Origin of the sequence: Thioclava dalianensis (genome assembly GCF_000715505.1) — a bacterium.
In the GTDB taxonomy this organism is placed as follows: Bacteria; Pseudomonadota; Alphaproteobacteria; order Rhodobacterales; family Rhodobacteraceae; genus Thioclava; species Thioclava dalianensis.
In genome coordinates this window covers 151,743-175,795 of record NZ_JHEH01000007.1, presented here as the reverse complement: position 1 = coordinate 175,795, position 24,053 = coordinate 151,743, and the positions used below count along the sequence as shown (strand labels likewise).

At 62.9% G+C, this 24,053-nt stretch carries 21 protein-coding genes and 1 pseudogene; 8 read left to right on the top strand and 14 right to left on the bottom strand.

Features of this window, described 5'->3' with window-relative positions; all coding sequences use genetic code 11:
• Positions 1-218: pseudogene (gene glyA, locus DL1_RS08465) on the bottom strand (serine hydroxymethyltransferase); the annotation flags it as partial.
• 164 nt (positions 219-382) lie between these two features.
• Here glyA and DL1_RS08460 point away from each other — a divergent pair.
• Positions 383-1,144 (top strand): NAD kinase, encoded by a 762-nt coding sequence (locus tag DL1_RS08460; protein ID WP_038064835.1) that lies wholly within the window; start codon positions 383-385, stop codon positions 1,142-1,144.
• Between the two features lie 6 nt (positions 1,145-1,150).
• On the opposite strand, the gene DL1_RS08455 is transcribed toward DL1_RS08460, so the two are convergent.
• The 4 genes from DL1_RS08455 to DL1_RS08440 all read right to left on the bottom strand — a co-directional run bounded on the left by DL1_RS08455 (position 1,151) and on the right by DL1_RS08440 (position 8,629).
• Positions 1,151-2,506 (bottom strand): sigma-54-dependent transcriptional regulator, encoded by a 1,356-nt coding sequence (locus tag DL1_RS08455; RefSeq protein WP_245739558.1) that lies wholly within the window; start codon positions 2,504-2,506, stop codon positions 1,151-1,153.
• An 89-nt stretch (positions 2,507-2,595) separates the two neighbouring features.
• Positions 2,596-4,098: a hybrid sensor histidine kinase/response regulator gene (locus DL1_RS08450; protein WP_081856288.1), complete on the bottom strand. Its 1,503-nt coding sequence runs from the start codon at positions 4,096-4,098 to the stop codon at positions 2,596-2,598.
• 161 nt (positions 4,099-4,259) lie between these two features.
• Positions 4,260-6,152, bottom strand: coding sequence for an AMP-binding protein (locus tag DL1_RS08445; RefSeq protein ID WP_038064829.1), 1,893 nt, complete (start codon positions 6,150-6,152; stop codon positions 4,260-4,262).
• Positions 6,153-6,352: 200 nt separating this feature from the next.
• Entirely contained in the window at positions 6,353-8,629 is a 2,277-nt protein-coding gene (locus tag DL1_RS08440) for an NADP-dependent malic enzyme (RefSeq protein WP_038064827.1), read from the bottom strand.
• Between the two features lie 252 nt (positions 8,630-8,881).
• Here DL1_RS08440 and DL1_RS08435 point away from each other — a divergent pair, with 252 nt between their 5' ends.
• The 5 genes from DL1_RS08435 (at position 8,882) to DL1_RS08415 (ending at position 13,428) form a co-directional block, all read left to right on the top strand.
• The gene (locus DL1_RS08435; RefSeq protein ID WP_038064824.1) at positions 8,882-9,274 is read left to right on the top strand and encodes a cytidine deaminase; all 393 of its coding nucleotides are present in this window, start codon (positions 8,882-8,884) and stop codon (positions 9,272-9,274) included.
• Positions 9,274-10,584, top strand: coding sequence for a thymidine phosphorylase (locus DL1_RS08430; RefSeq protein ID WP_038064821.1), 1,311 nt, complete (start codon positions 9,274-9,276; stop codon positions 10,582-10,584). Before DL1_RS08435 ends, DL1_RS08430 begins: the two co-directional genes overlap by 1 nt.
• Positions 10,581-11,813: a phosphopentomutase gene (locus tag DL1_RS08425; protein WP_038064819.1), complete on the top strand. Its 1,233-nt coding sequence runs from the start codon at positions 10,581-10,583 to the stop codon at positions 11,811-11,813. The genes DL1_RS08430 and DL1_RS08425 overlap by 4 nt, the downstream gene beginning before the upstream one ends.
• A complete protein-coding gene (gene upp, locus DL1_RS08420; protein WP_038064816.1) occupies positions 11,810-12,442 on the top strand; it encodes a uracil phosphoribosyltransferase in 633 nt (210 codons plus the stop codon). Before DL1_RS08425 ends, upp begins: the two co-directional genes overlap by 4 nt.
• A gap of 68 nt (positions 12,443-12,510) precedes the next feature.
• Positions 12,511-13,428, top strand: coding sequence for an SPOR domain-containing protein (locus DL1_RS08415; RefSeq protein ID WP_081856287.1), 918 nt, complete (start codon positions 12,511-12,513; stop codon positions 13,426-13,428).
• A gap of 3 nt (positions 13,429-13,431) precedes the next feature.
• On the opposite strand, the gene DL1_RS08410 is transcribed toward DL1_RS08415, so the two are convergent.
• Together DL1_RS08410 and DL1_RS08405 are read right to left on the bottom strand one after the other, a co-directional pair.
• Positions 13,432-14,451, bottom strand: a complete 1,020-nt coding sequence (locus DL1_RS08410; protein ID WP_038064810.1) for a hypothetical protein — start codon at positions 14,449-14,451, stop codon at positions 13,432-13,434.
• Between the two features lie 120 nt (positions 14,452-14,571).
• A complete protein-coding gene (locus DL1_RS08405; protein WP_038064807.1) occupies positions 14,572-16,206 on the bottom strand; it encodes an AMP-binding protein in 1,635 nt (544 codons plus the stop codon).
• A gap of 100 nt (positions 16,207-16,306) precedes the next feature.
• Here DL1_RS08405 and DL1_RS08400 point away from each other — a divergent pair, with 100 nt between their 5' ends.
• A complete protein-coding gene (locus DL1_RS08400; RefSeq protein WP_038064886.1) occupies positions 16,307-16,954 on the top strand; it encodes a sulfotransferase family 2 domain-containing protein in 648 nt (215 codons plus the stop codon).
• Between the two features lie 208 nt (positions 16,955-17,162).
• Positions 17,163-17,828, top strand: a complete 666-nt coding sequence (locus tag DL1_RS08395) for a Hint domain-containing protein (RefSeq protein WP_051693429.1) — start codon at positions 17,163-17,165, stop codon at positions 17,826-17,828.
• A gap of 112 nt (positions 17,829-17,940) precedes the next feature.
• Here the strand turns inward: DL1_RS08395 and DL1_RS08390 are convergent, their stop codons facing one another.
• From DL1_RS08390 to DL1_RS08360, 7 genes are all read right to left on the bottom strand, one after another.
• Positions 17,941-20,130 (bottom strand): 3-hydroxyacyl-CoA dehydrogenase NAD-binding domain-containing protein, encoded by a 2,190-nt coding sequence (locus DL1_RS08390; RefSeq protein ID WP_038064805.1) that lies wholly within the window; start codon positions 20,128-20,130, stop codon positions 17,941-17,943.
• A gap of 11 nt (positions 20,131-20,141) precedes the next feature.
• Entirely contained in the window at positions 20,142-21,353 is a 1,212-nt protein-coding gene (locus DL1_RS08385; RefSeq protein WP_038064803.1) for an acetyl-CoA C-acetyltransferase, read from the bottom strand.
• 10 nt (positions 21,354-21,363) lie between these two features.
• Complete coding sequence (locus tag DL1_RS08380; protein WP_038064801.1) at positions 21,364-21,990, bottom strand: glutathione S-transferase family protein; 627 nt, start codon at positions 21,988-21,990, stop codon at positions 21,364-21,366.
• Between the two features lie 249 nt (positions 21,991-22,239).
• Positions 22,240-22,770, bottom strand: coding sequence for a hypothetical protein (locus DL1_RS08375; protein WP_038064800.1), 531 nt, complete (start codon positions 22,768-22,770; stop codon positions 22,240-22,242).
• 41 nt (positions 22,771-22,811) lie between these two features.
• Positions 22,812-23,024, bottom strand: coding sequence for a hypothetical protein (locus DL1_RS08370; protein WP_038064798.1), 213 nt, complete (start codon positions 23,022-23,024; stop codon positions 22,812-22,814).
• Positions 23,025-23,026: 2 nt separating this feature from the next.
• A complete protein-coding gene (locus DL1_RS08365; RefSeq protein ID WP_038064796.1) occupies positions 23,027-23,470 on the bottom strand; it encodes a GFA family protein in 444 nt (147 codons plus the stop codon).
• A gap of 101 nt (positions 23,471-23,571) precedes the next feature.
• On the bottom strand, positions 23,572-23,931 hold the full coding sequence (locus DL1_RS08360) for a DUF6404 family protein (protein ID WP_038064795.1): 360 nt from the start codon (positions 23,929-23,931) through the stop codon (positions 23,572-23,574).
• Between the last annotated feature and the right edge of the window lie 122 nt (positions 23,932-24,053).

The window sequence follows — 24,053 nt, the reverse complement described above, 5'->3', positions numbered from 1 at the left end:
CCGCCGTAATAGCGGCGCCCCGGATAGCCTTCGGCATATTTGTTGGTCATCACCGAGCCCTGCGCTTCCATCACCGCCGCAGAGACGATGTTTTCGGAGGCGATCAGCTCGATCTCGTCGCGCTGGCGGCCCAGCTCGTCGGTGATCGAGGCGAAAAGCTCGGGGTCACGGGTGGAGAGGCTTTCGGTGAAAAAGCCAGCATCGCGTTGCTCGGTCATGGGTCGCTCCTCGCAAAATCCGGTATCGAGGCCCGTTTAGCGCAGATTTCCCAGGGCCGGAAGCGTGCAAACGACGCTCTGATGCATTTTGCCGCCCGAATTGGCGCTTGTCTTTCGCACAAACGCTTGCAACACCTTGGGGGGAGAGAGAGGAACCCCGCCGCGTGAACGATTTCAAACACATCCATTTCGCCGCAGCGACGGGGGAGGCCGCGCAGAACGCATTGGCGGAACTGACCGACCTCTACGGCCAAGTGCCGCGCTATGCGGCCGATGTGATCGTCGCGCTTGGCGGTGACGGGTTCATGCTGCAATGCCTGCATGAGGGCATCGGCTTGCCGGTCTACGGGATGAATCGCGGCTCGGTCGGCTTCCTGATGAACGATTACACGCCGGGCAATCTGCCAGAGCGGCTTGCTGCGGCCGAGGCGGCTGAGATCAACCCGCTCTCGATGAAGGCCGAAACCGAAGATGGCATGCTGCACGAGGCGCTGGCGATCAACGAGGTCTCTCTGCTGCGGGCAGGCCCGCAAGCGGCCAAGCTGCGGATCTCGATCAATGGCAAGGAGCGGATGCGCGAGCTGGTCTGCGACGGCGCGATCCTCGCGACCCCGGCGGGATCGACCGCCTATAATTTCTCGGCGCATGGGCCGATCCTGCCAATTGGTTCGGATGTGCTGGCGCTCACCGGGATCGCGAGTTTCCGGCCCCGGCGCTGGCAAGGTGCGATCCTGCCCTCATCGGCTCTGGTACGCTTTGATATTCTCGAGCCGGAGAAACGGCCTGTCATGGCGGATGCGGATTCGCGTTCGGTGAAGCCGGTGAAATGGGTTGAGATCCGGTCTGAGCCCGAGATCTCCCATCATATCCTGTTTGACCCCGGTCACGGGCTCGAAGAGCGGTTGATGCGTGAGCAATTCGCCTGACATCAGCTAATCGTCGCGTTCCTTTTTGATCCAGGCGTCGCGTTTTCGGTAGATCGTCGAGGGGGCCACGCCCAGCTCATTCGCGGCACGCGGAATCGAACCATTGTGCCGCTCAATCGCGGTCTCGATGGCGCTGCGCTCGATTTCCTCAAGCGTGCGCGGCACCATCTCTTGGGGCTCCGCGGAGGCGGGCTCGGTGGGGGAGGCATCGCAGGGCATCTGCGGCGAAATCTCGGGCAGCATATCGGGGGTCAGCTCTGGCCCATGGCTCATGACGATGGCGGCGCGCAAGACATTCATCAATTGGCGCACATTCCCAGGCCAGCTTTGCGCTTCGAGCACGGCAATCGTGTCCGACGAGATCGTGGTGAAATGCCGGTTCTCTTCCGAGGCAAGCCGCGCCAGCGCCGTCTGCGCGATATGCGAGATGTCTTCGGGATGTTCGCGCAGTGGCGGCATCGCGATGTCGAGAACATGGAGCCGGTAGTTCAGGTCCTCGCGCAACTGCCCCAGACGAACGGCCTCTACGGCGGGCAGGGCTGCGGCACAGAGCACCCGCACATCGGCTTGAATAGGTTCGTCCGCGCCGAAGGGTTTGGTCATGCCGCTTTGCAAGAACCGCAGCAGCTTGGATTGCGTATCGGGCGGCAACTCGTTGACATTGTCGAGCAAGACCGAACCGCCATTGGCGCTCATCAAGGCGCCCGGCTTGTCGGTCACAGCGCCCGGAAACGCACCGCGCACATGGCCGAACAGCTCGCTGTCGAGCCGCTCTGCGGGCAGGGCGCCGCAATCGAGCGTGATAAACGGGGCCGCCGCACGCGGGCCGAGCATGTGGATCGCATGGGCACAGAGCTCCTTGCCGGTGCCGCTTTCGCCCCAGATATAGACCGGTGCGGTCGAGCGCGCCGCCGAGCGGATGCGGTCATAGACGCGCTGCATGCGCGGGGAATGCCCGATGAACGCCCCGATGGGCGCATGATCCAGATCGCCCCCGTGCGGATTGGCCTGCAGGGCAAAGCTGCGTGCCGAGTCGATCGCCCCGGTCAACCGCGCCTCCGTCACAGGTTTGATCAGCACATCGAGCGCGCGGCAGCGCATCGCGTTCACAGCCCGGTCGATCGAACGGTCCGCTGTGATCACGATGATCGCGGTGCGCGGACGCAGATCGAGCATCTCGGCGATCAGCGCATCGCCATCGCGGTCGGGCAGCATCAGGTCGAGCAGCACGATCTCGATCGGATTGTTGCGAAACAGCAGAATGCCGTCATTCGCGGTGCCCGCCGTATAGACGTCAAAGCCCGAATTTTGCAGGTGAGACTCGTAGATCCCGCGTAGGGACGCGACATCGTCGATGAGCAAGATGCTCCCCTTGGAGCCGGGATCGTCCGGTTTTTCGATGGGAACGCTATCCGTAAAGATATCAATTTCGAAACCTGAGTTATTTGTTTTCATAAGGAATAAAATTCGTTTGTTGAAAAATGACGTTCTAACTGATGGATCAATCGGGTGACGCGATCAAGCGTTTCGCGTGTCAGATCCGCTATGTCCTGCACCGGACCGTGTTGATTTGAACAATTTAGGGCGCGGGCATGCCGAGTGAGGCACATATCACCGGCCGTACCTGCCACCGCGCTCAGCATGTGGCATTGTGTGCGAATTGCGTCGCGATCCAGCGGGTCTTGGGCTGCACGTAGCCCGTCGTGGATCGCGCGCAGATCCGCAATGACATGCTGGGCCAATGCACTGTCCCACTTTGTGCATTCAAGGCTTAAACCGGGGACTACCTCTTTACATGGGTTCAGATGCGGCGGGGCAGCTTGGACGGCTTCGCAGATCCTGCGTGAAAGCGCCATCAGCCCCTCAAGCGGCTTGGCTAGCAGCGCGCCGGCGCCGGCTGTGCGGATCGCGTCGAGGTTGGGGCCTTGAACATGGCCGGTGCAGGCGATGACGGGGCAGTCCGCCCAAGGAACGCCAGAGGCGCGCAGGCATTTGATCACCTCGAGCCCGCTCGCGCCCGGCATCTCGATATCGACGATCACCAGATCGACCGACTGGGCCAGAAGGGCCGCGCGCGCGCTCGTCCCATCGGCATAGATCATCGGGGACGCGCCAAGCGCCCCCAGCATCGCGGCCAGCACGAATTGGTTCGTCTGACTGTCATCGGCCACAAGCACCCGCGCGCCGCTGAGATCGGGCAGGGTGCAAGGCTCCCGCGGGACGGGCGCGGTTTTTGGTAGAACGGGCAGCTCCAGCGCGATCTGCGCCCCGCCTTCCGCCCGGTTGGAGAGCGTCAGCGCCCCGCCCAGAGACTGTGTCAGCGTTTTGCAAATGAAGAGGCCCAGCCCCTTGCCCTCTTTCGGGCGCAGCGCGGTGTCGCGCCACCCCGCCGTGCCCGCATGGGTCAGGAAGGCCTCGGAAAAGCCCGGACCCTCGTCGCAGACCCGGATCCTCAGCGTGGATGGATCCGCCATCTCGATCGTGACCGTGATCTGGCCCTGCGCCGCATAGCTCAGCGCGTTGGATAGCAGGTTGGACAGGATGCGCTCGACTTTGAGCGCGTCGATCTGAAACACGCTTGGCACAGACTCAGAGATCGCAATTTGTAACTGTCGGTCCGACGCCTGTGCGGCGGGCGCCCAACGCCGCTCAAGCATGTCTGCGAACCGCGCGAGCCACAAAGGTTCCGGGGCGCGGCGGTGCTTGCCCGGCGCGTCACTCGCGCCGATCCCGCGCTCTATCAGATGTGAAAGGAAATCGCTGGCGGCCTGAATGCGCTCGATTTGCTTGCGAGAGACTGGGGACAGATCGGCCTCTGGGATCATCTGCAAACCGCCGCGAATTTCACAAAGGGCGGCGCGCAGATCATGTTCCAGCAGGCTGCGCTGCTCAATGCGTTCATGTTCGCCCGAACAGGCGCCCATCGGAGAATGCAAAGCAGTGTATGTGTTCATGATTATGTCCCCGCCCGATCATCAAGTTGACGGGCAAGTAAATCAAGTAACGCTTTCCGCAATTTGCGCAGGTTTTGGAATATGCGACGGAAAGTTTCAAAAATTGGGGTTCGAAAGGAGCCCCGAGTGACGAATCATGCCGTTCGCTCGGGGAGATTTCTTTAGGTTTTTGGATATCCGAGCGCTTTGAGCGCGACCGAAATCTCATCGAGAATCGCCGGATCGTCGATGGTCGCAGGCATTTTCCAGCTTTCTCCATCGGCAATCTTCACCATCGTTGCGCGCAAAATCTTGCCCGAGCGCGTTTTGGGCAGGCGATCAACGACACAGGCGAGCTTGAAGGCCGCGACCGGCCCGATCTTTTCGCGCATCCGTGCGACGCATTCTGCAATGATCTCGGAATGGGGCCTGTTACATCCCGAGCTGAGGCACAGGAACCCGAGCGGCATCTGCCCCTTGAGATCGTCTGCCACCCCGATCACCGCGCATTCCGCGACATCGGCATGACCTGCCAGAACCTCCTCCATCGCGCCGGTCGACAGCCGGTGGCCCGCGACGTTGATCACGTCATCGGTGCGCGCCATGATGTAGAGATACCCATCCGCGTCAATGTAGCCCGCATCTCCGGTGGCATAGTAGCCGGGGAACTGCTCGAGATAGCTTTTGTGGAACCGCTCGGGCGCCTGCCAGAGCGTGGGCAGCGTGCCGGGCGGCAGGGGAAGCTTGATCGCGATTGCGCCCAAGGTGTCGCGCGGCAGCTGCGTGCCTGCCTCGTCGAGCACATGGATCTCGTAGCCGGGCATCGGCACGGTCGGGCTGCCCACCTTGGTCGGCAATTCCTCGATCCCGATCGGGTTCGCGACGATCGGCCAGCCGGTCTCTGTTTGCCACCAGTGATCGACCACCGGCACGCGCAGATGCTCCTGCGCCCATTGCACGGTCGCGGGATCGGCGCGCTCGCCTGCCAGAAAGATCGCTTGCAGATCGTGCAGCGCATAGCGCTTGATCCACGCACCGGTTGGGTCTTCGCGCTTGATGGCGCGCAGCGCGGTGGGGGCGGTGAAAAAGCTCTTGATCCGGTTGTTCTGGATGATCCGCCAGAACACGCCCGCATGCGGCGTGCCGATCGGTTTGCCCTCAAAGACGATGCTGGTCGCCCCCGCAATCAGCGGTCCGTAGCAGATATAGCTGTGACCCACGACCCAGCCCACATCCGAGGCCGCCCAGAACCGATCCCCGACATCGATGTTGAAGATATTCTTCATTGACCACTGCAGGGCGACGATATGCCCCGCGGTGTGGCGCACGACGCCTTTGGGTTGTCCGGTCGTGCCCGACGTGTAGAGGATATAGGCCGGGTGGTTGCCCTCGACGGGCACGCATTCGGCGGGCTCTTGCCCGTATTGAAACCCATGCCACGAGACATCGCGCCCCTCGATCAGCTTCGCGACCTCTTCCTCACGCTGAAAGATGACGCAGAATTCGGGCTTGTGCGACGCCTGTTCGATGGCCGCATCGAGCAGGGGCTTGTAGGAGACAGTGCGCCCCGGTTCGAGCCCGCATGAGGCAGCGATAATCGCCTTGGGTCTGCAATCGTCGATCCGCACGGCCAGCTCATTGGCCGCAAACCCGCCGAAGACCACCGAATGCACCGCGCCGATCCGGGCGCAAGCCAGCATCGCTTCAATGGCTTCGGGGACCATCGGCATGTAGATGATGACGCGGTCGCCCTTGGCGACGCCTTTGGCGCGCAAGGCTCCGGCCAGAGAGGCCACCCGCGTCTGCAACTGCCGGAAGGTGATGCCTTTGGTCGACAGCGTGATCGGACTTTCATGCATGAGTGCGATCTGATCGCCGCGCCCGGCCTCGACATGGCGGTCGACAGCGTTCCAGCAGGCATTCACAAGCCCGTCCGAGAACCATTCGTAATAGGGGGCGTCTTCGTCGAACAGTGCCTTGCTGGGTTTGCGTACCCAGTCGATTGCCTCGGCGGCCTCCATCCAGAAGGCCTCCGGATTGGACTGCCACGCCGCATAGACCTCGTCATATCGCATCTCAACACCTCCTCCTCAGGACTTGGAAGAAGTGTTACGCGCCTGCTTGAAGACCGTGCAAGACTAATGCGCAGCCGAAGGCGGGCGCATGCAGAAACTATGCAGAATTTTCGCGAATTGCATCGCAAATTTTTGCAAACCCGGCGCAATATAAGCGGCTTTTGCGCCGCCTTGGCCGGGTTTGCAAACTGTCGCGCGACTCAGCTGTAATGCGAGACCGGCGTGCCCGCGATCGCGGACATGTTGAGCAATCCGCGCGAGGTGATCGACGGCGTCACGATATGCGCCTTGTTCTCGAGCCCCATCAGAATCGGTCCGACTTCAAGCCCGCCGGCCTTCGCCTTGAGGATGTTGCGCACCCCGGAGGCCGCGTCGGTATTGGCAAAAACCAGCACGTTGGCCGGGCCCTCGAAGCGCGAATTCGGCATCAGGCGTTCGCGCGTCTCGGGGTCCAGAGCGGCGTCGATATGCATTTCGCCCTCGAAGTCGAAATCGACCTCACGCTGGATCAGCATGTTCATCGCCGCGCGCATCCGCTGGCCGCTATCGGTGTCGAGATTGCCGAACTGGCTATGCGAGCACAGCGCGATCTTCGGGCGCAGCCCAAACCGGCAAACATGGCGCGCCGCGCCGATCACCGTTTCCGTAATCTGCTCGGGCGTGGGGGCGTGGTGGACATGGGTGTCGGTTACAAAGAGCGGCCCGTCCTCAAGGATCATCAGCGAGAGCGCCCCGATCGGGTGGCGCCCGTCGCGTGCAAGGATCTCGCGGATATATTTCAGGTGCCACAGATATTGCCCGAACGTGCCGCAGACCATGCTGTCGGCCTCTTCGCGATGCACCATGATCGCGGCAATCGCGGTGGTGTTGGTGCGCATGATCGCGCGCGCCAGATCGGGGCTCACGCCGCGCCGGGCCATCAGCTCGTGATAGGTGCCCCAGTAGTCGCGATAGCGCGGGTCGTTTTCCGGGTTCACGATCTCGACCGCGCCCAGATCCAGCGGCAGACCGGCGCGCTCGCAGCGCATCTCGATCACCTCGGGGCGGCCGATCAGGATCGGCGTGTCAGTGGTCTCCTCGATCATCGCATTGGCGGCGCGCAGCACGCGCTCATCCTCGCCTTCGGCAAAGGCGATACGGCGGCGCGCGGTCGCGGCGGCCTCGAAGACCGGGCGCATCAGCATCGCTGATTTGAACACAGAGCCGTCGAGCTTCGTCTTATAGGCAGCCGGATCGTCGAGCGGGCGCGTGGCCACGCCGGATTCGGTGGCAGCCTTTGCCACAGCACTTGCCACGATGCCCATCAGCCGGGGATCGAAGGGTTTCGGGATCAGGTAATTGGGCCCGAAACTCAGGCGCTCGCCGCGATAGGCGGCGGCAGCTTCCGCGCTGGTGGTCTGGCGTGCGAGCTTGGCGATGCCTTCGATGCAGGCGATCTTCATCTCGTCATTGATCGTCGTGGCGCCCACATCCAGCGCGCCCCGGAAGATGAAGGGGAAGCACAGGACGTTGTTGACCTGATTGGGGAAATCGCTGCGCCCGGTTGCGATGATTGCATCGGGGGCCACTTCGCGCGCGACCTCGGGCAGGATTTCGGGGGTGGGGTTGGCGAGCGCGAAGATGATCGGTTTATCCGCCATTTTCGCGACCATCTCGGGCTTGAGCACCCCGGGGCCGGAGAGACCAAGGAAGAGATCCGCCCCGTCGATCACGTCATCGAGCGTGCGCAGATCGCTGTCTTGCGCATATTCGGCCTTTTGCGGCGTCATCTCGCTCTCACGTCCCTTATAGACCAGCCCGTCAATGTCGCACAGCCAGACATTCTCGCGCTTCACGCCGAGCTTCAGCAGCATGTTGAGGCAGGCAATCCCCGCAGCACCGCCGCCGGTCGAGACGATCTTGATATCCTCAAAGCGCTTCTTCGACAGGTGGACCGCATTGGTCGCCGCAGCGCCCACCACGATCGCGGTGCCGTGCTGGTCGTCGTGAAATACCGGGATATTCATCCGTTCGCGGCAGATCTTCTCGACGATGAAACAGTCGGGGGCCTTGATGTCTTCAAGGTTGATCGCACCGAATGTGGGCTCGAGCGCGCAGACGATCTCGGCCAGCTTTTCGGGGTCGCTCTCGTTCAGCTCGATATCGAAAGCGTCGATATCGGCGAATTTCTTGAATAGGACAGCCTTGCCTTCCATCACCGGCTTGGAGGCCAGCGCACCGATATTGCCAAGGCCCAGCACCGCCGTGCCATTGCTCACCACGCCCACCAGATTGCCGCGTGCCGTGTAGTCGCGGGCGGTATCGGGATTGGCTTTGATCTCAAGGCTGGCTTCGGCCACGCCGGGAGAGTAGGCGCGGCTCAGGTCGCGGCCATTGGCAAGCGGCTTGGTCGCACGGATCTCGAGCTTGCCGGGCTTCGGATACGCGTGGTAATCTAGAGCCGATTGACGGTTGCTATCGTGACGCGCGTCTTCCATCTGCCTCTCCTAAAATGGTTTAGCGCTAAACTAATTTTTGAATGGCGCTTGCTGTTGCTTTTCTAGACCGCAGATCGCGTTTAATTGCAAGTCAGAAGCTGCCCTCGGGGCATGAACAGATCGCGATTGGGGCTGCTGTGCGGGCTCCGTTCTCCCGCGTCACCGCTTGCATCATCCGCGCGCCCGGCGCAGGATTAGCGAAATTCAACCGGCTGGACAGGTTTTGAATCCGGCCCTGCAGCGGAGACCGCTATGTCGCTTCTCGATGCCGCGCGCCAAGTGCGCGAGAACGCCTATGCACCTTATTCGAAATTCAAGGTGGGGGCGGCGTTGCGCACGCGGGCCGGCACGATCTTCCAGGGCGTCAATGTCGAGAATGTGGCTTATCCCGAAGGCACTTGCGCCGAGGCCGGCGCGATTGCGGCGATGATCGCGGCGGGCGAGACCGAGATCGCGGAAGTGGCGGTGATCGCCGATAGCCCAAGCCCGGTGCCGCCCTGCGGTGGCTGTCGCCAGAAGATCGCAGAATTCGCCGCGCAGGACGTGAAGGTGACGCTTGGCACGACGGATGGGGATCTGCTTGAGACCACCGTGGGTGCGCTACTGCCGGGTCGCTTCGACATGAGCCATATGGATAAGGTGTGATGGACGCCCGTTCGGTCATACAGGCGGTCCGCGACGGGCATGGGCTGACGCCGGAGGCGGCGCAGTGGTTTGCCAAGGGCCTGGCCTCGGACACCGTATCGGACGCGCAGGCCGGTGCCTTTGCGATGGCTGTTTTGCTGCGCGGGATCGGAACGCCGGGCCGGGTGGCGCTGACGCAGGCGATGCGCGACAGCGGGCAGGTGCTGGACTGGGACATGCCGGGGCCGGTGATCGACAAACATTCGACTGGCGGTGTGGGGGACAGCGTTTCGCTTTTGCTGGCGCCCGCGCTTGCGGCTTGCGGGTGCTACGTGCCGATGATCTCGGGGCGCGGGCTGGGCCATACTGGCGGCACGCTCGACAAGATGGAGGCGATCCCGGGCTACCGGGCGCTGCCGGGCATTGAGGCGCTGCGCCGGGTCGTGGGCGAGGTCGGCTGCGCCATCGTTGGTGCCACGGGTGAGATCGCCCCCGCCGACAAAAGGCTTTATGGCATTCGCGACATCTCCGGGACGGTCGAGAGCATCGATCTGATCACCGCCTCGATCCTGTCAAAGAAACTGGCAGCAGGGCTTGATGGGCTGGTGCTGGATGTGAAGGTCGGCTCGGGGGCGTTCATGGCGCGGCCCGAAGACGCCCGCGCGCTGGCGCAAAGCTTGGTTGAGACCGCCAACGGCGCGGGTTGCAAGACCTCGGCGCTGATCACCGATATGGATCAGCCGCTGGGTCTTTATGCGGGCAACGCACTTGAGGTGATCGAGGTGATGGAGACCCTCACCGGATCGGCCATCAGCGGCGCTTTGTGGGATGTGACGGCGGCTTTGGGCGGCGAGGCGCTCTGGCTTGCAGGCCTTGCAGACAGTGCCGAGCAGGGGAGCGAGCGCATCGATGCCGTGCTTGAAGACGGGCGCGCCGCCGAAGTGTTCGGGCGCATGGTCGCAGCCCTCGGGGGGCCTGCCGATTTCGTCGAGCGCTATCCCGATCGCCTGCCAGCCGCCCCCGTGATGAAAGTGGTCGAAGCTCCCCGCGCGGGGTTTGTCTCGAGCATCGACACCCGCGCCATCGGCGAGGCGGTGGTGCATCTGGGCGGCGGACGTCTGGTGGGCACCGACAAGATCAACCCCTCGGTCGGCCTGGCCGAAATGCGGATGATCGGAGAAGCGCTCGGGCGCGGCGAGCCGCTGATGACGATCCATGCCAGTGACGCAGCACGCGCCGATGCGGCAGAGCAGGCGGTGCTTGCAGCCTACGGTTTCAGCGATGATGCGCCCGATGAGCCGCCTTTGATCCACGAAAGGATCGGGGCATGAGCCGGGCGTTCTTGATCGTGATGGACAGCGTGGGCATCGGTGGTGCGCCCGATGCAGATCGCTTCTTCAATGACGGGCGCCCCGATACCGGCGCCAACACCTTGGGCCATATCGCGCAGGCCTGCGCTTCGGGGCAGGCGGATCAGGGCCGCTCCGGGCCGCTCCGGCTGCCGCATCTCGACGCTCTGGGCCTTGGGGCTGCCGTGACGCTGGCATCAGACGCCAAGCCGCCGGGGCTCGGGGCGCAGCCGCAAGGGCTGTGGGGGGCTGCTACCGAGATTTCGCCGGGCAAGGACACGCCTTCGGGTCATTGGGAATTGGCGGGTGTGCCGGTTCCGTGGGATTGGCACTACTTCACCGACAAGTTCGAGAGCTTCCCGCCCGATCTCGTGGTCAAGACCTGCGAGCTGGCGGGCACTGACGGTATTCTGGGCAATTGCCATGCCTCGGGCACGACCATTCTTAACGAGCTGGGTGATGAGCATATCCGCACCGGCTGGCCGATCTGCTACACCTCCGCCGATAGCGTGTTTCAGATCGCAGCCCATGAGACGCATTTCGGTCTCGAGCGGTTGCTCCGCCTATGCGAGGCGCTCGCGCCGACGCTGCATGCAATGAAAGTGGGGCGTGTCATCGCGCGGCCGTTCATCGGCGAGGATGGCGCGTTTACCCGCACCCCCAACCGGCGCGATTTCGCGATCCCCGCACCCGCGCCGACCGTGCTCGATTGGGCGCATGATGCGGGCCGTGTGACCCATGCCATCGGCAAGATCGGCGACATTTTCAGCCATCGCGGCGTGCGCCATCTGCACAAGGGCAAGGGCGATGCCGATCTCGCCGATCACCTCGTGCGGCTGGCCGGTGAGGCGGAGGAGGGCAGCCTGACCTTCGCCAATTTCGTCGAGTTCGACAGCCTGTACGGCCATCGCCGCGACATCGCGGGCTATGCGCGCGCGCTGGAGTGGTTCGATGGGCGGGTCGGAGAGTTTCTGGCGCATCTGCGCCCCGGCGATCTGGCGATCTTCACCGCCGATCATGGCAATGATCCGAGCTGGTACGGGACCGATCACACCCGTGAGCGCGTGCCGATCCTGGGCTATGCGCCGGGCCTGCCGCCGCGCGCGCTTGGGCTGCGCGCCTTCACCGATATCGCCGCGTCGATCGCTGCACATCTTGAGATCCCGGCGCAAGGCCCGGGCCAGTCGTTTTTCCAGAGGGACCGAACATGACCGAACATTTGACCGTGGTGAACCACCCGCTCGTGCAGCACAAATTGACGCTGATGCGCGACAAGAGCACCTCGACCAATTCCTTTCGGCAGCTTCTGCGCGAGATCAGCCTGCTTCTGGCCTATGAGATCACCAGAACGCTGGAGATGACGACCAAGCGGATCGAGACCCCCCTGCAAGAAATGGACGCGCCGATCCTTGAGGGCAAGAAGCTGGCGCTGGTGTCGATCCTGCGCGCGGGCAACGGTCTGCTTGATGGCGTGCTCGAGCTGATCCCGGCGGCGCGGGTCGGCTTTGTCGGGCTTTATCGCGACCCCGAGACGCTGCAACCCGTCGAGTATTACTGTAAGCTGCCCAGCGATCTGGAGAACCGCTTGACCATCGTCGTCGATCCGATGCTGGCCACTGGCAACAGCTCGGTCGCGGCGATCGATCTGATCAAGGCCAAGGGCGCGCGCAATATCCGCTTTCTGTGCCTTCTCGCAGCCCCTGAGGGTGTGGCGCGGATGCGCGAGGCCCATCCCGATGTGCCGATTGTCACCGCCTCGCTGGATGAGCGGCTAGACGATCACGCCTATATCGTGCCGGGTCTAGGGGATGCGGGTGATCGGATGTTCGGCACCAAATAAGCCCTTCCCTCTTTACTCAGCGGCAGGTTTCGTCCATCTTTTCCGGGCGATACGCGTTGGGGGCAATCATGCGAATTTCCGGACTATTGGGCGTGGGCCTGCTTGGGGGCGTGATTTCGGCAAGCAGCGCGTGGGCGCTGACCTACGTGCCTGCCGAAACGCCCCCCGCTGGGTTTACGGGTCGGCAATATGTTGACAGCAAGGGCTGCGCCTTCGTCCGGGCCGGTCTGGCGGGCGCCACGACATGGGTGGCGCGGATCAATCGCGACCAAAGTCAGGTCTGTGGCTATAAACCGACGCTCGACACAGCGAAAGCCGCGACACCCGTGGTCGTGCCGGATGTGACCGTCGCGACCGCCAAGCCCGTCGCACCGTCTGCTTCCAGGCCCAAGAACACCTCGGTCGTGGCTGCAGCGCCGGTCATGACGACCGTCACCCAAAAGGCCCCGGTGGCCCATGCACCGCGCCGGGTGCGCGTCGTGCATCATGCTCCGGGCACACGCGCGCGTGGCTCAGTCTATTCGAATGAAGTCTCGGTGGGGGGATTGGCCCCGGTCCGGATCACCTCGGAGATGCCCGAAGGCGGCTGGGAGCCCGCATTTGACGATGGCAGGCTCAATCCCTTCCGCGGGCCGCGCAGCGCTGCGGGGACCGCGCAGATGGAGCAAAGCTGGAGCCAATCGGTTCCGATGAAGATGATCGCGCAGCCACGGCCCCAGACCCTTGCGCCAACTGGCGTGCAGGTGACGCGGGCGCATGCGGGGATGCCGACCGGCGGGCGCTTCGTCCAGGCGGGCAGCTTTTCCGCGCCCGGCAATGCGGACGCGGCGCGGGTGCGCTTGCAGGCCCTTGGTCTGCCGGTCTCGCGCGGTCATTCCGGGCGGTTTACCGTGATATATGCCGGTCCGTTCGCCAGCCACGCGGCGGCGATTAAGGCTCTGCCCACGGTCCGGCGCGCAGGGTTCGGAGATGCGTTCGTCCGCTAGCGCCTAGCTCGCCGTGCAGATATCTTGCAGCGCGACCCATTGCGCATCCGCCAGAACCGGGCGCGGGGCAGGGGCGCCTTTGAAGGGATCGGCTTCGATCAGGCTGAGCACGCTTTCCCCCGTCGGATCAAGCGCATAGGCGTATGGGGTCGAGCTGACCCCGGCCGCTTTGAAAGCCCGTAGCAGCGTGTCGCTATCGGCGCGCTCGGGCGGCTCGCGCAGCAGGCGCTTGGCATAGTCTACAATGCCGCTATCGGGCAGGTTGCCCGTGGTCATGAGCCGGAGCGAGGCCGCAGGCCCCAGAGCCTCTAGCATCCGCTTGAGCGGCGTGTCGTCGCTCCCCGAGGCCTCGGCTGCGATCAGGTAGCCCGCCACGACCTCGGGCGTATCTGGGCCGTCAATCGTGTTGCGCCCGACCACGGCGAGCTTGCCGGGCAACAGCCGCGCGCCCGCAAGCGCCTCGGGCAACACCACAATCGTCGCATGCGCAGGCAACCGCGCGGACAGTTGCGAGAGCGCGCGATCGCCGGGACCAGAGCGGCAGGGCGGGCCGGTCATTGTCGCCAGCTCGGTTAGCAGCTTGCGCCCGATCTCGATGCGCTTGGCCTGAGGCGTGATGCTCGCTGCGTGGTTGACCATCGCACCCGGCACCCACAGGATGCCCACGGCCCCGAACGCCAGCACCACGGCGCCGATCAGAACCCCCCGCAACCGGCCCGGATGGGGGCGGTGGGTCTCGATGATGACATGCACCTTCTCGATCGCGGCGATCATGGTTTCGTCTTCGATTTCAAGCTCTTCGCCGGGCTCGTCGGAGGGCGCGAATAGGGCAGGCCGCGTGCCGGGATTGCGCCGGATCATCGCCGGCAGAGACCAATGCGCGAGGGCCGAGCTTGATTTGCTATCCGAAATCACCACGCTCGCATCGCCCAGCGACACGATCACCTCGCGGCGCTGCGCCCCGGGCTCAGGGCGCCACAACCCGATGGCTTCGAGCCTTTCATATTCGGATAGGGCGGTCATTTGGACCCATTGCTGCTCTTGTTGACCGGCAGGATAACGGATCCTGCCGGAGGGTCAATCTGACAAGTCCTTGGGTTGCTTGCCTCTCTTCCGTTTGGCGCCTGCGCGAGCAGCTTTAGGTCAGGTCTCGCGGTCCAGCAGTTTGGCCACGGCGCGCAGCTCGAACTTCTGGATCTTGCCGGTCGAGGTCTTGGGCAGTTCGGTAAAAATAACCCGCTTTGGCGTCTTGAACCCCGCGAGCCGGGCGCGGCAATGCGCGATGATCTCGGACTCACTGGCCTCTGCGCCGTCTTTCAGCTCGACAAAGGCGCAAGGCACCTCGCCCCACGTGTCGTCTGGCTTGGCGACGACGGCGCAGAGAGAGACCGCCGGATGCGCCGCAATCACGCCCTCAACCTCGACCGAAGAGACATTCTCGCCGCCCGAGATGATGATATCCTTCGCCCGGTCGGTGATCTTGATGTAGCCATCGTCATGCAAAAAGGCGATGTCGCCGGAATGGAACACGCCCCCCGCAAAGGCATCCTGCGTGGCCTGCGGGTTCTTGTAATAGCCCTTCATCACCATATTGCCGCGCATCACGATCTCGCCCAGATGGGCTGCGTCGCGCGCGACTTCCTTGCCGTTATCAAAGACGCTGACGCTTTCCATCATCGGCATCATCATCCCGGTGCGCGCTTTCAGCTCGGCCCGCGCCTCGCCCTCTGTGCCGTCCCAAGCGGGCTTCCAGGTGCATTCGACAGAGGGCCCGTAGGTCTCGGTCAGCCCGTAGACCTGCGTGACGTTGAAGCCCAGCGGCTCGATTGCGGCAAGCGTGGCTGCGGGAGGCGGCGCGCCTGCGGTGAAGACCTCGACGATATGGTCGAATTCGCGCCGGTCGATTTCCTTGGAATTGACGATCATGTTGAGCACGATCGGCGCGCCGCCGAAATGGGTGACATTGTGATCGGCGATTGCGTCATAGATCGCCTTGGCCGTGATGTCGCGACAGCACACGACCGTGCCGCCCAGCATGGGCACCATCCAGCTATGCGTCCAGCTATTGCAGTGAAACAGTGGCACGATGGTCAAAAGTACCGGGTAAAGCTGCATCCGCCACGAGATCATATTGGCCTGTGTCGAGAGATAGGCGCCGCGATGGTGATAGACGACGCCCTTGGGCCGCCCTGTCGTCCCGGAGGTATAGTTGAGCGCGATGCTCTCCCATTCATCCTGCGGCATGATCCAGGCGAAATTCGGATCGCCCTTTGCCAGCAACTCTTCATATTCCAGATAGTGTCCGGTGGGCGCGTAGTCGTAATCGGGATCGGCCACCTCGATGATCTGCGGGGCCGGACCCGACATTGCCTTGACCGCCTCTTCGGCCACGGCCAGCACGGAGCTGTCGCATAAGACGAGTTTGGCGCCGCCATGCTCGAAGATATAGGCCACCGTGCCCGCATCCAGGCGCGTGTTGATCGCATTGAGAACCGCGCCGCAGGCTGGCACGCCGAAATGCGCCTCCACCTGTGCGAGCGAATTGGGCAAAAGCGTTGCCACGACATCGCCCGGTGCGACCCCGCGCGCGGTGAGCGCCGAGGCAAGCTGGCTCACCCGGGCGTGGTAGTCGCGATAGGTGAACTGACGCGCGCCGTGGATCACGGCGATCCGTTCGGGAAACAGCTCAAGCGCCCGGTTGAGATGCGACAGCGGCGTGAGCGGTACATAATTGGCCGCGCATTTCTCGAGCCCGGTTTCGTCGGCAAGCCATCCCATCGCGATCTCCTCATCTCGATCCTTGTCGCATCTTCGGACGAGTGTTCGCGAAAGGGAAGGGGGTTTGCGCGCGCGTAAAGGCGCGATTACCGTGGGCTGCATGATCGTATCGCATGGCCGCAAATTCATTTTCGTGCATATCCCCAAGACGGGCGGCACCGCGTTGTCGCTGGCGCTTGAGGCGCGCGCGCAGGCCGATGATCTGCTGATCGGCGATACGCCCAAAGCGCAAAGGCGCAGGCATCGGTTGAAGGATGTGAAGACGGCGGGAAGGTTGTGGAAGCACAGCACCTTATCGGACGGGATCGGGCTTTATACGCCCCAGCAGGCGCGCGAATATTTCACCTTCACGCTTGTGCGCAATCCGTGGGACCGGATGGTGAGCTACTATCACTGGCTCCGCACGCAGCGTTTCGCGCATCCGGCCGTGGATCTCGCCCGCCGTTTGGATTTCTCAGAGTTTCTGCACGCCGAGCATACCCAAGCCTCGCTCAAAGCGGCACCCTATGACAGCTACATGCGCGGTGCTGACAGCCAGCCGTGCTGCGATCTCTATATCCGGCTTGAACATGCCCAAGAGGATGCCGCCCCTCTGGAGGCACATCTTGGCTTTGCGATCACCCCTTTCGAGCGACACAATTTCTCCATTCGCGCGAGTGACTGGCGCGGTTACTATTCCGATGACGCAGCGGAATGTGTGGCGCGACTCGCAGCCAGTGACATCGCGCGGTTTGACTACAGCTTCTGAGATCGCGCCTTGAAGATCGCTCCGGGCGGGGCCGCAATAAGGCTTTTTGGCGGGGATATCACGGTCGAGTGTGCCAAATTGTGCCTATTTTGCGCCTCTCGCCGCAATCTCGCCACATTTCGGCCCCGGAAATTTCTTCACCATCCCTTCGACTGGTCCGCAAGAAACACATGCTCCGCTGCGCGAGCTCTTCAGAAGGAAGACGGAAATGTTTGACGCTGCTGCCAACACGCCAGACGATGATTTCGCCTTAAGCGCGAGTTGGAGTGACGCCTCGGCACAACCTGACGCGATGATGCAAAGCACGGGGATCGTCGCGGGCACCTTGATTGCCACTGCGATGGGGTGGCGCCCGGTTGAGGGGATCGTCGCAGGCGATGTGGTGATGACCTTTGATCATGGTCCGCGCCCGGTGATAGCGGTGAAACGTATGCAGCTTTGCCTCGGGGCGCGCAATTGCCCACGCCATTTCAAGCCGCTTGCCGTGCCTGCGGGGGCGCTGGGCAATAAGGTTGAAATGTTGCTGCTGCCCGAGCAGACGGTGCTGGTGGAAAGCGATGCGGCGGAGGCCGCATTTGACGATCCCTTCGCGCTGATCCAAGCGGCGGCGCTTGAGGGCTATCGGGGGATCGCGCGGGTGAGCCCGCATTACAAGATCGACGTCGTGGTGCCGGAGTTCGAATGCGAAGAGGTCATCTATGCCAATGGGACCGGCATGATGCATTGCGGGTCCATCATGCGCGACGACCTTGCAAAGCAGGTCTCGCCGGATGCGTCGCTTTACAACCCGCTGCCGATGGAAATGGCCTGCTCACTTGTTGGTAAAATGATTGCGCAGGATGTTTGGGGCACCCCGGCTTGCGCCAACGAATAGGGCCAGCCTCTTTGCGTGATACGAAAACGCCGGGGTCCTGTGACCCCGGCGTTTCGCGGTGACCGGCGCGGCGGAAGGGAACCGTTGCTCCGCCCGGTCGCACGTCTCTTGATCAGGCAGCCTTAGCCGCCTGACCCTCGCCGAAGCGCGCGTAGAACGTGTCACCCTTGGCCGCGATGTCGCGCAGCAGGGCGGGCGTCTCGAAGCGCGCGCCATATTGGGCGGTGAGCGCCTCGCAGATCTCGACGGCTTTGGCTGCCCCGATGATGTCGAGCCACGAGAACGGCCCGCCCGACCACGGTGCAAAGCCCCAGCCGAGGATCGCACCGACATCGCCCTCGCGGATATCCTCAAGCACGCCTTGCTCAAACGCACGCACGGCCTCAAGCACCTGGGCCATCAGCAGACGGTGCTGAACGTGATGCACGTCGGGCTGCTCATCGGCGCGCGGGAACTTGGCGTCGAGACCTTCCCAGAGGCCCTGACGCTTGCCCTTCTCGTCATAGTCGTAGAAGCCCGCGTTCGACTTGCGCCCCATCCGGCCCCCGTCGGCCATCCAAAACAGCACGTCATCGACCGCCCCGTCCGGATAGGCATCGCCCATCGCGGCTTTCGTGGCCTTCGCGATCTTCACGCCCAGATCAATCGAGGTCTCGTCGACCAGCTGCAGCGGCCCCAGCGGCATGCCTACCTGCGTTGCGGCATGCTCGACCAGCGTCGGGTTCACCCCTTCGGCGACCATGCGGATCCCCTCGTTGATATAGGGGATGATGCAGCGATTGGCGTAGAAGAAGCGCGCGTCATTCACCACGATCGGCGTCTTGCGGATCTGGCGCACGAAATCGAGCGCTTTGGCCACGGCGACCGGACCGGTCTTTGCCCCCTTGATGATCTCGACAAGGTTCATCTTCTCGACGGGCGAGAAGAAATGGATGCCAATGAACTGCTCGGGGCGCGCGCTGGCCTTGGCCAGCTCGGTGATCGGCAGGGTCGAGGTGTTGGTCGCAAAGATTGCGCTCTCGGCGATTACGCCTTCGGCCTTCTTCGTGACCTCGGCCTTCACGCCCGGATCTTCGAACACGGCCTCCACGATCAGATCGCAGCCCTCAAGTTTGGCGTAATCGGTGGTGGCGGTGATCCGGCCCAGCACCTGCGCCTTTTTCTCTTCGGTGACCTTCTTGCGCGCGATGCCCTTGTCGAGAATGCCCTCGGCATGGGCGCGACCGCGATCGGCTGCGTCCTGCGCATTGTCGATCAGCACGACTTCGATGCCCGCATTGGCCGAGACATAGGCAATGCCCGCCCCCATCATGCCTGCACCGAGCACGCCAACCTTCTTGACGGTCTGATCGGGCGCATCGGGACGGTTCGCGCCTTTCTCCAACGCGCCCTTATTGATGAAGAGCGAGCGGATCATCGCGGTGGAGGAGGGGTTCATCAGCACATGGGTGAACCAGCGTGCCTCGATCTTGATGGCTTGGTCGAAGGGCACGAGCGCGCCTTCATAGACTGCGCTGAGCAAGGCCTTGGCGGCAGGATAGACACCACTGGTCTTGCCATGCACCATCGCAGAGGCGCCCATGAAGGTCATGAAGCCCGCCGGATGATAGGGTGCGCCGCCGGGCATCTTGTAGCCCTTTGCGTCCCACGGTTTGACCAGATCGGCATCCTTGGCATTCAAGACCCAGTCTTTTGCTGCAGCGATCGGGTCCTCGACCACCTCGTCGATCAGGCCGGCTGCCTTGGCTTTCTTCGGGTCCGACAGCTTGCCTTCCAGCAGGAAGGGCGCTGCGACCATTGCCCCCAGCTTGCGCGACAGCCGCGTCGTGCCGCCACCGCCGGGGAAGATCCCGACCATGATCTCGGGCAGGCCGATCTTGGCCTTGGGGTTGTCGGCGGCAAAGATGCGATGGGTCGAGAGCGGCAGCTCCAGCCCGATGCCAAGCGCTGTGCCGGGCAGGGCTGCTGCAATCGGCTTACCGCCCTTGAGGGTCTTGGGGTCCATGCCCGCGCGCTCGATCTTGCGCAGGACGTGATGCATGCTCATGACGCCATCAAAGATCGCCTGAGCACCCCCTTTGCGCATATCGGCGATCACGTTGAGATCCATGCCGCCTGCGAAGTCGGGCTTGGCGGAGGTGATGACCACGCCTTTGCAGGCCTCGTCCGCCAGCGCCTTGTCGATGAAGCTGTCGAGAAGGCTGAAGCCTTCCATACTCATCACATTCATCGATTTCTCGGGCACGTCCCATGTGATGACGGCCACGCCGTCGCTGCCCAGTTCGTATTTGAAATCAGCCATTTGTCCCTCCCTCACACGCGTTCGATGATGGTTGCAGCACCCATGCCGGAGGCCACGCAGAGCGTTGCCAGCCCGGTCGACAGGTCGCGCCGCTCCAGTTCATCGAGAAGCGTGCCGATGATGATTGCGCCGGTTGCGCCCAGCGGGTGGCCAAGCGCGATTGCGCCGCCATTGACGTTGACCTTGGAGGCGTCGACCTGGAACGCCTGCATGAAGCGCAAGACGACGGCAGCGAAAGCCTCGTTCACTTCGAAGAGGTCGATATCCGAGATCGACATGCCCGAGTCGGCCAAGATCTTCTCGGTCACCGGCACGGGGCCTGTCAGCATGATCGTCGGATCGGTGCCGATCTTGGCGGTCGCACGGATGCGGGCGCGGGGCTTGAGGCCATGCGCTTCGCCAAATTCCTTGGAGCCGATCAGCACTGCCGCCGCACCATCCACGATCCCCGAGGAGTTGCCCGCGTGATGGACGTGGTTGATGTGATCGAGATGCGGATATTTCAGCATCGCGACCTTGTCGAAACCGGGCATCACCTCGCCCATATCCTTGAAGCTCGCCTTGAGCGCGCCCAGCGTCTCGAGCGTGGTGCCCGCGCGCGGATATTCGTCGTGATCCAGAATGGTCAGGCCGTTCTGGTCGGTGACCGGGACGAGCGATTTGGCAAAGCGGTTATCGGCGATGGCCTCGGCTGCGCGTTTCTGGCTTTCGACGGCCAGCGCGTCCACATCCTCGCGCGAGAAGCCATATTCGGTGGCGATGATGTCAGCAGAGATCCCCTGCGGCACGAAATAGGTCTTCATCGCAAGGCTCGGATCGACCGCGATGGCCGCCCCGTCAGAGCCCATCGCAACGCGGCCCATCATCTCGACGCCGCCCGCGATATAGGCTTGCCCCGCGCCGCCGCGGATCTGGTTGGCGGCAAGGTTCACCGCCTCCATGCCGCTTGCACAGAAGCGGTTGATCGACAGGCCCGGAATGCGCTCATCGAGATCGGACAGGAGCACGGCAGAGCGCGCAAGGCACCCGCCCTGTTCCATCACCTGGGTCGCGTTGCCCCAGATCACGTCCTCGACCGCGTGGCCCTCAAGCCCGTTGCGGGCCTTGACCGCGTTCAAGAGCCCGGCGGAGAGCGCAACCGAGCTGACCTCGTGGAGCGATCCGTCCTTGCGACCCTTGCCGCGCGGTGTGCGGGCTGCGTCATAGATATATGCGTCTGTCATCTGGTCCTCCTCACGCCCGGTCAGAAGGGTTTCCGGGCATTAGTTCATAGGGGTGTTTCCAACCGGGCAGGGCCGCGATGCGGTCCAGCCAGCGGTCGATATTCGGGAAGTCCTTGCGCGCGAAGCCGAAGGGCTCGGGGTAATAGAGATAGCCACAGCAGGCGAAATCCGCGAGGCTGGGCGCGGCACCGACCATCCAGTCACGGCCCTCGAGATGCGCCTCAAGCGTGCCGAGCGCGGCCAGAACGCGGCCGCTGAGAAACTTGATCGCCTCCTGCGGGCGTTTGGCTTCGGGCAGGAAGTTCATCAAGAAGCGCAAGCCGCCTTGCTGGCCCGACCCTTTCTGGCCGTCCCAGAACATCCAGCGCAGCATTTCGTTACGATCCTCAGCCAGAAACTTGCCGGTCTGCTCGGCGACATGAAGCTGGATCACGCAGGATTGGCTCAGCTTGGTATCGCCTTCGACAAAAAGCGGCGCCTCGCCCATCTCGTTTAACTCGCGATATTCTTGGCTACGGGCCTCGCCATTGAAAAAATCAATATAGACCGGCTCCCAGTCATAGCCCGACAGTTCCATCGTAAGCGCCGCCTTATAGGCGTTGCCCGACTCGCCAAAGCAATACAGTTTCGCCGCCATGCGACCACCTCCCCGTGTTGACTCTAATCTGACCCTTCAGTGACGCAAACGTAAGCCCCAAGGCCCTGTTTCGCCGCAACGTCACTCCATCACGACGTGGCGTTCAACGCGAGAGACTTGGTGACGTTCCGTAGCGATAGCTGCCCGGGGAGGGGGAGGTTCTCTGGGCAATGACAAACGCGCCCGGCGATGTCGTCCGGGCGCGTCAGCTCTGTCCATCCTATCGCGCGCAGCTGCGCGCCGTCGTGATCAGTTCAGGGTTTCGAGCGTGCCCTTGGGAAAGCTCACATCCTTGAAGTCTGGATAGACCTTGCGCAGGATCTCTTGCTGCGCCGGGCTGTCGATCCGCACGAGATACCACTCGCCGTTATCCTTGAGCGCAAGGGTCGTGTTGGTCGCGCGCACCGTGCCCATATTGGGCACTTCCATCTCGGATGTCGTCGGGATCTGCGCATAGGCGCGCCCGGTGCTTGTCTTGCCCGTCGTCATCGCACTGACATCCATATGGAAGCTTTTCATGGTGACCTTGGACATCGCCTTTTTGATCTGGGTCTGCATCGTGTCTTCGAGCTTGTCGACCGTGATGCCATTGGTCTGTGCGATACTCTTCATCATCTTCGGCGGGACCGTGTCGAAAAACACGTCATATTCCTTTTCCTGCACGGCTTTCTCAAAACCGGCGACTTCCTGCGTCACTGCGTTGCGGTCGGCGGCATCAAAGGCCGCGGCGGGCAGCGTCGAGGCAAGCATCAGGGCAAGCGCGAGGGGGAGACGAGTCATTGTCTTCCTTTCCGTTGACTGTGGGGGGATTGAAAGGCCGATCAGGCCTTGCGCTCGGGCAGCTCGGCCTTGAACAGGCGTAGGCGGTGCCCGAGATTGTCGTCATCCGTGATCGAGTTGAAATGCTCGAAGATGAAGGTCAGCGCCTCGTCGGGGCTGATCTCGGCCTCTTGTGCAAAGCGGTTGAGGCGGCGATAGGCATCGTTTGTCATCGCGACCGGAAACCGGCGTGTCAGTCTGAGGCGTTTGGGCATCTCTACTCCGCGGATTGATTGGAGACGACCTGCGCGAGAAGCGCGGGCGTGGTGTCATGGGACGGGATCTTGGCCAGCGCGTCGAGCCATGTGCTGCGCGCCTCCATCCCGCCTTGATCGGCGGGCGTGAAGGGGAAATCGGGATGTAGGCAGCCTGCCATGATCTCGTATGTATCGCCCGTGCGCAGATAAAGCGGTGTGCCGCAGGTCGGACAAAAGCCGCGCTGCGAGATGTTGGACGACGCCCATTCCTGCGGCTCGACGCCTTGCCAGGCGATGCGCTCTGCCGGGATTTCGTAAAGTGGAACAAAGACGTTGCCGCTGGCGCGCTGGCACATCCGGCAATGGCACAGGCTTGCCTTGGCAAGCCCCGGTGCGATCGTAAAGCGGATAGCGCCGCATTGGCAGCCGCCGCGCGCTTGCGGGAAAGCATGGGCTTCGGTCATGGGCGCGATCCTCGCATCTCTGATCCTGAGGCGCAGCTTAGGCAAGATTGGGCGCTAAGAAAATGGCCGATTGCGAAGGGCCCTGTGCAGGCCCCGATTTCTCAAAGCTGCTCCCAGTCGCTCAAGCCCAGCTTGTGCTGCCGCCAGACCTGAAATACTGCCATGATGCCGCCGAAGATCAGCGCGCTGATGACCAGCTCGACGGTATGAAAGCCAAAGGAAAGTCCGGTGGTCCAGCTCAGCAGCGGATCGACGATCAACTGGGCAATCGCAAAGCCCAGCGTGAAGATCAACAGGCTTTGCTTCCAACTCAGGAACGGGACAGGGCGCGGCTCGAAGCCGAACCATTCGAGCAACCGGTTGAACGGCGCAATCTTATGGGTGTGGATCACGCCGCGCGCCTGCAATTCAGCAAGCGCGGCTGCATATCGGCGATTGGTCTCGGCGGTGCCCAGATACATGTGGTCCTCGTGAGTCGGGTTCTCAACCACAGTAGCTGAGGTGCGCAGCCGCGCAATCTGGGCGCGGGACACATCAGAGCAAATGCAAGTGATGTAAATGAGAACGGCGGGCCGAAGCCCGC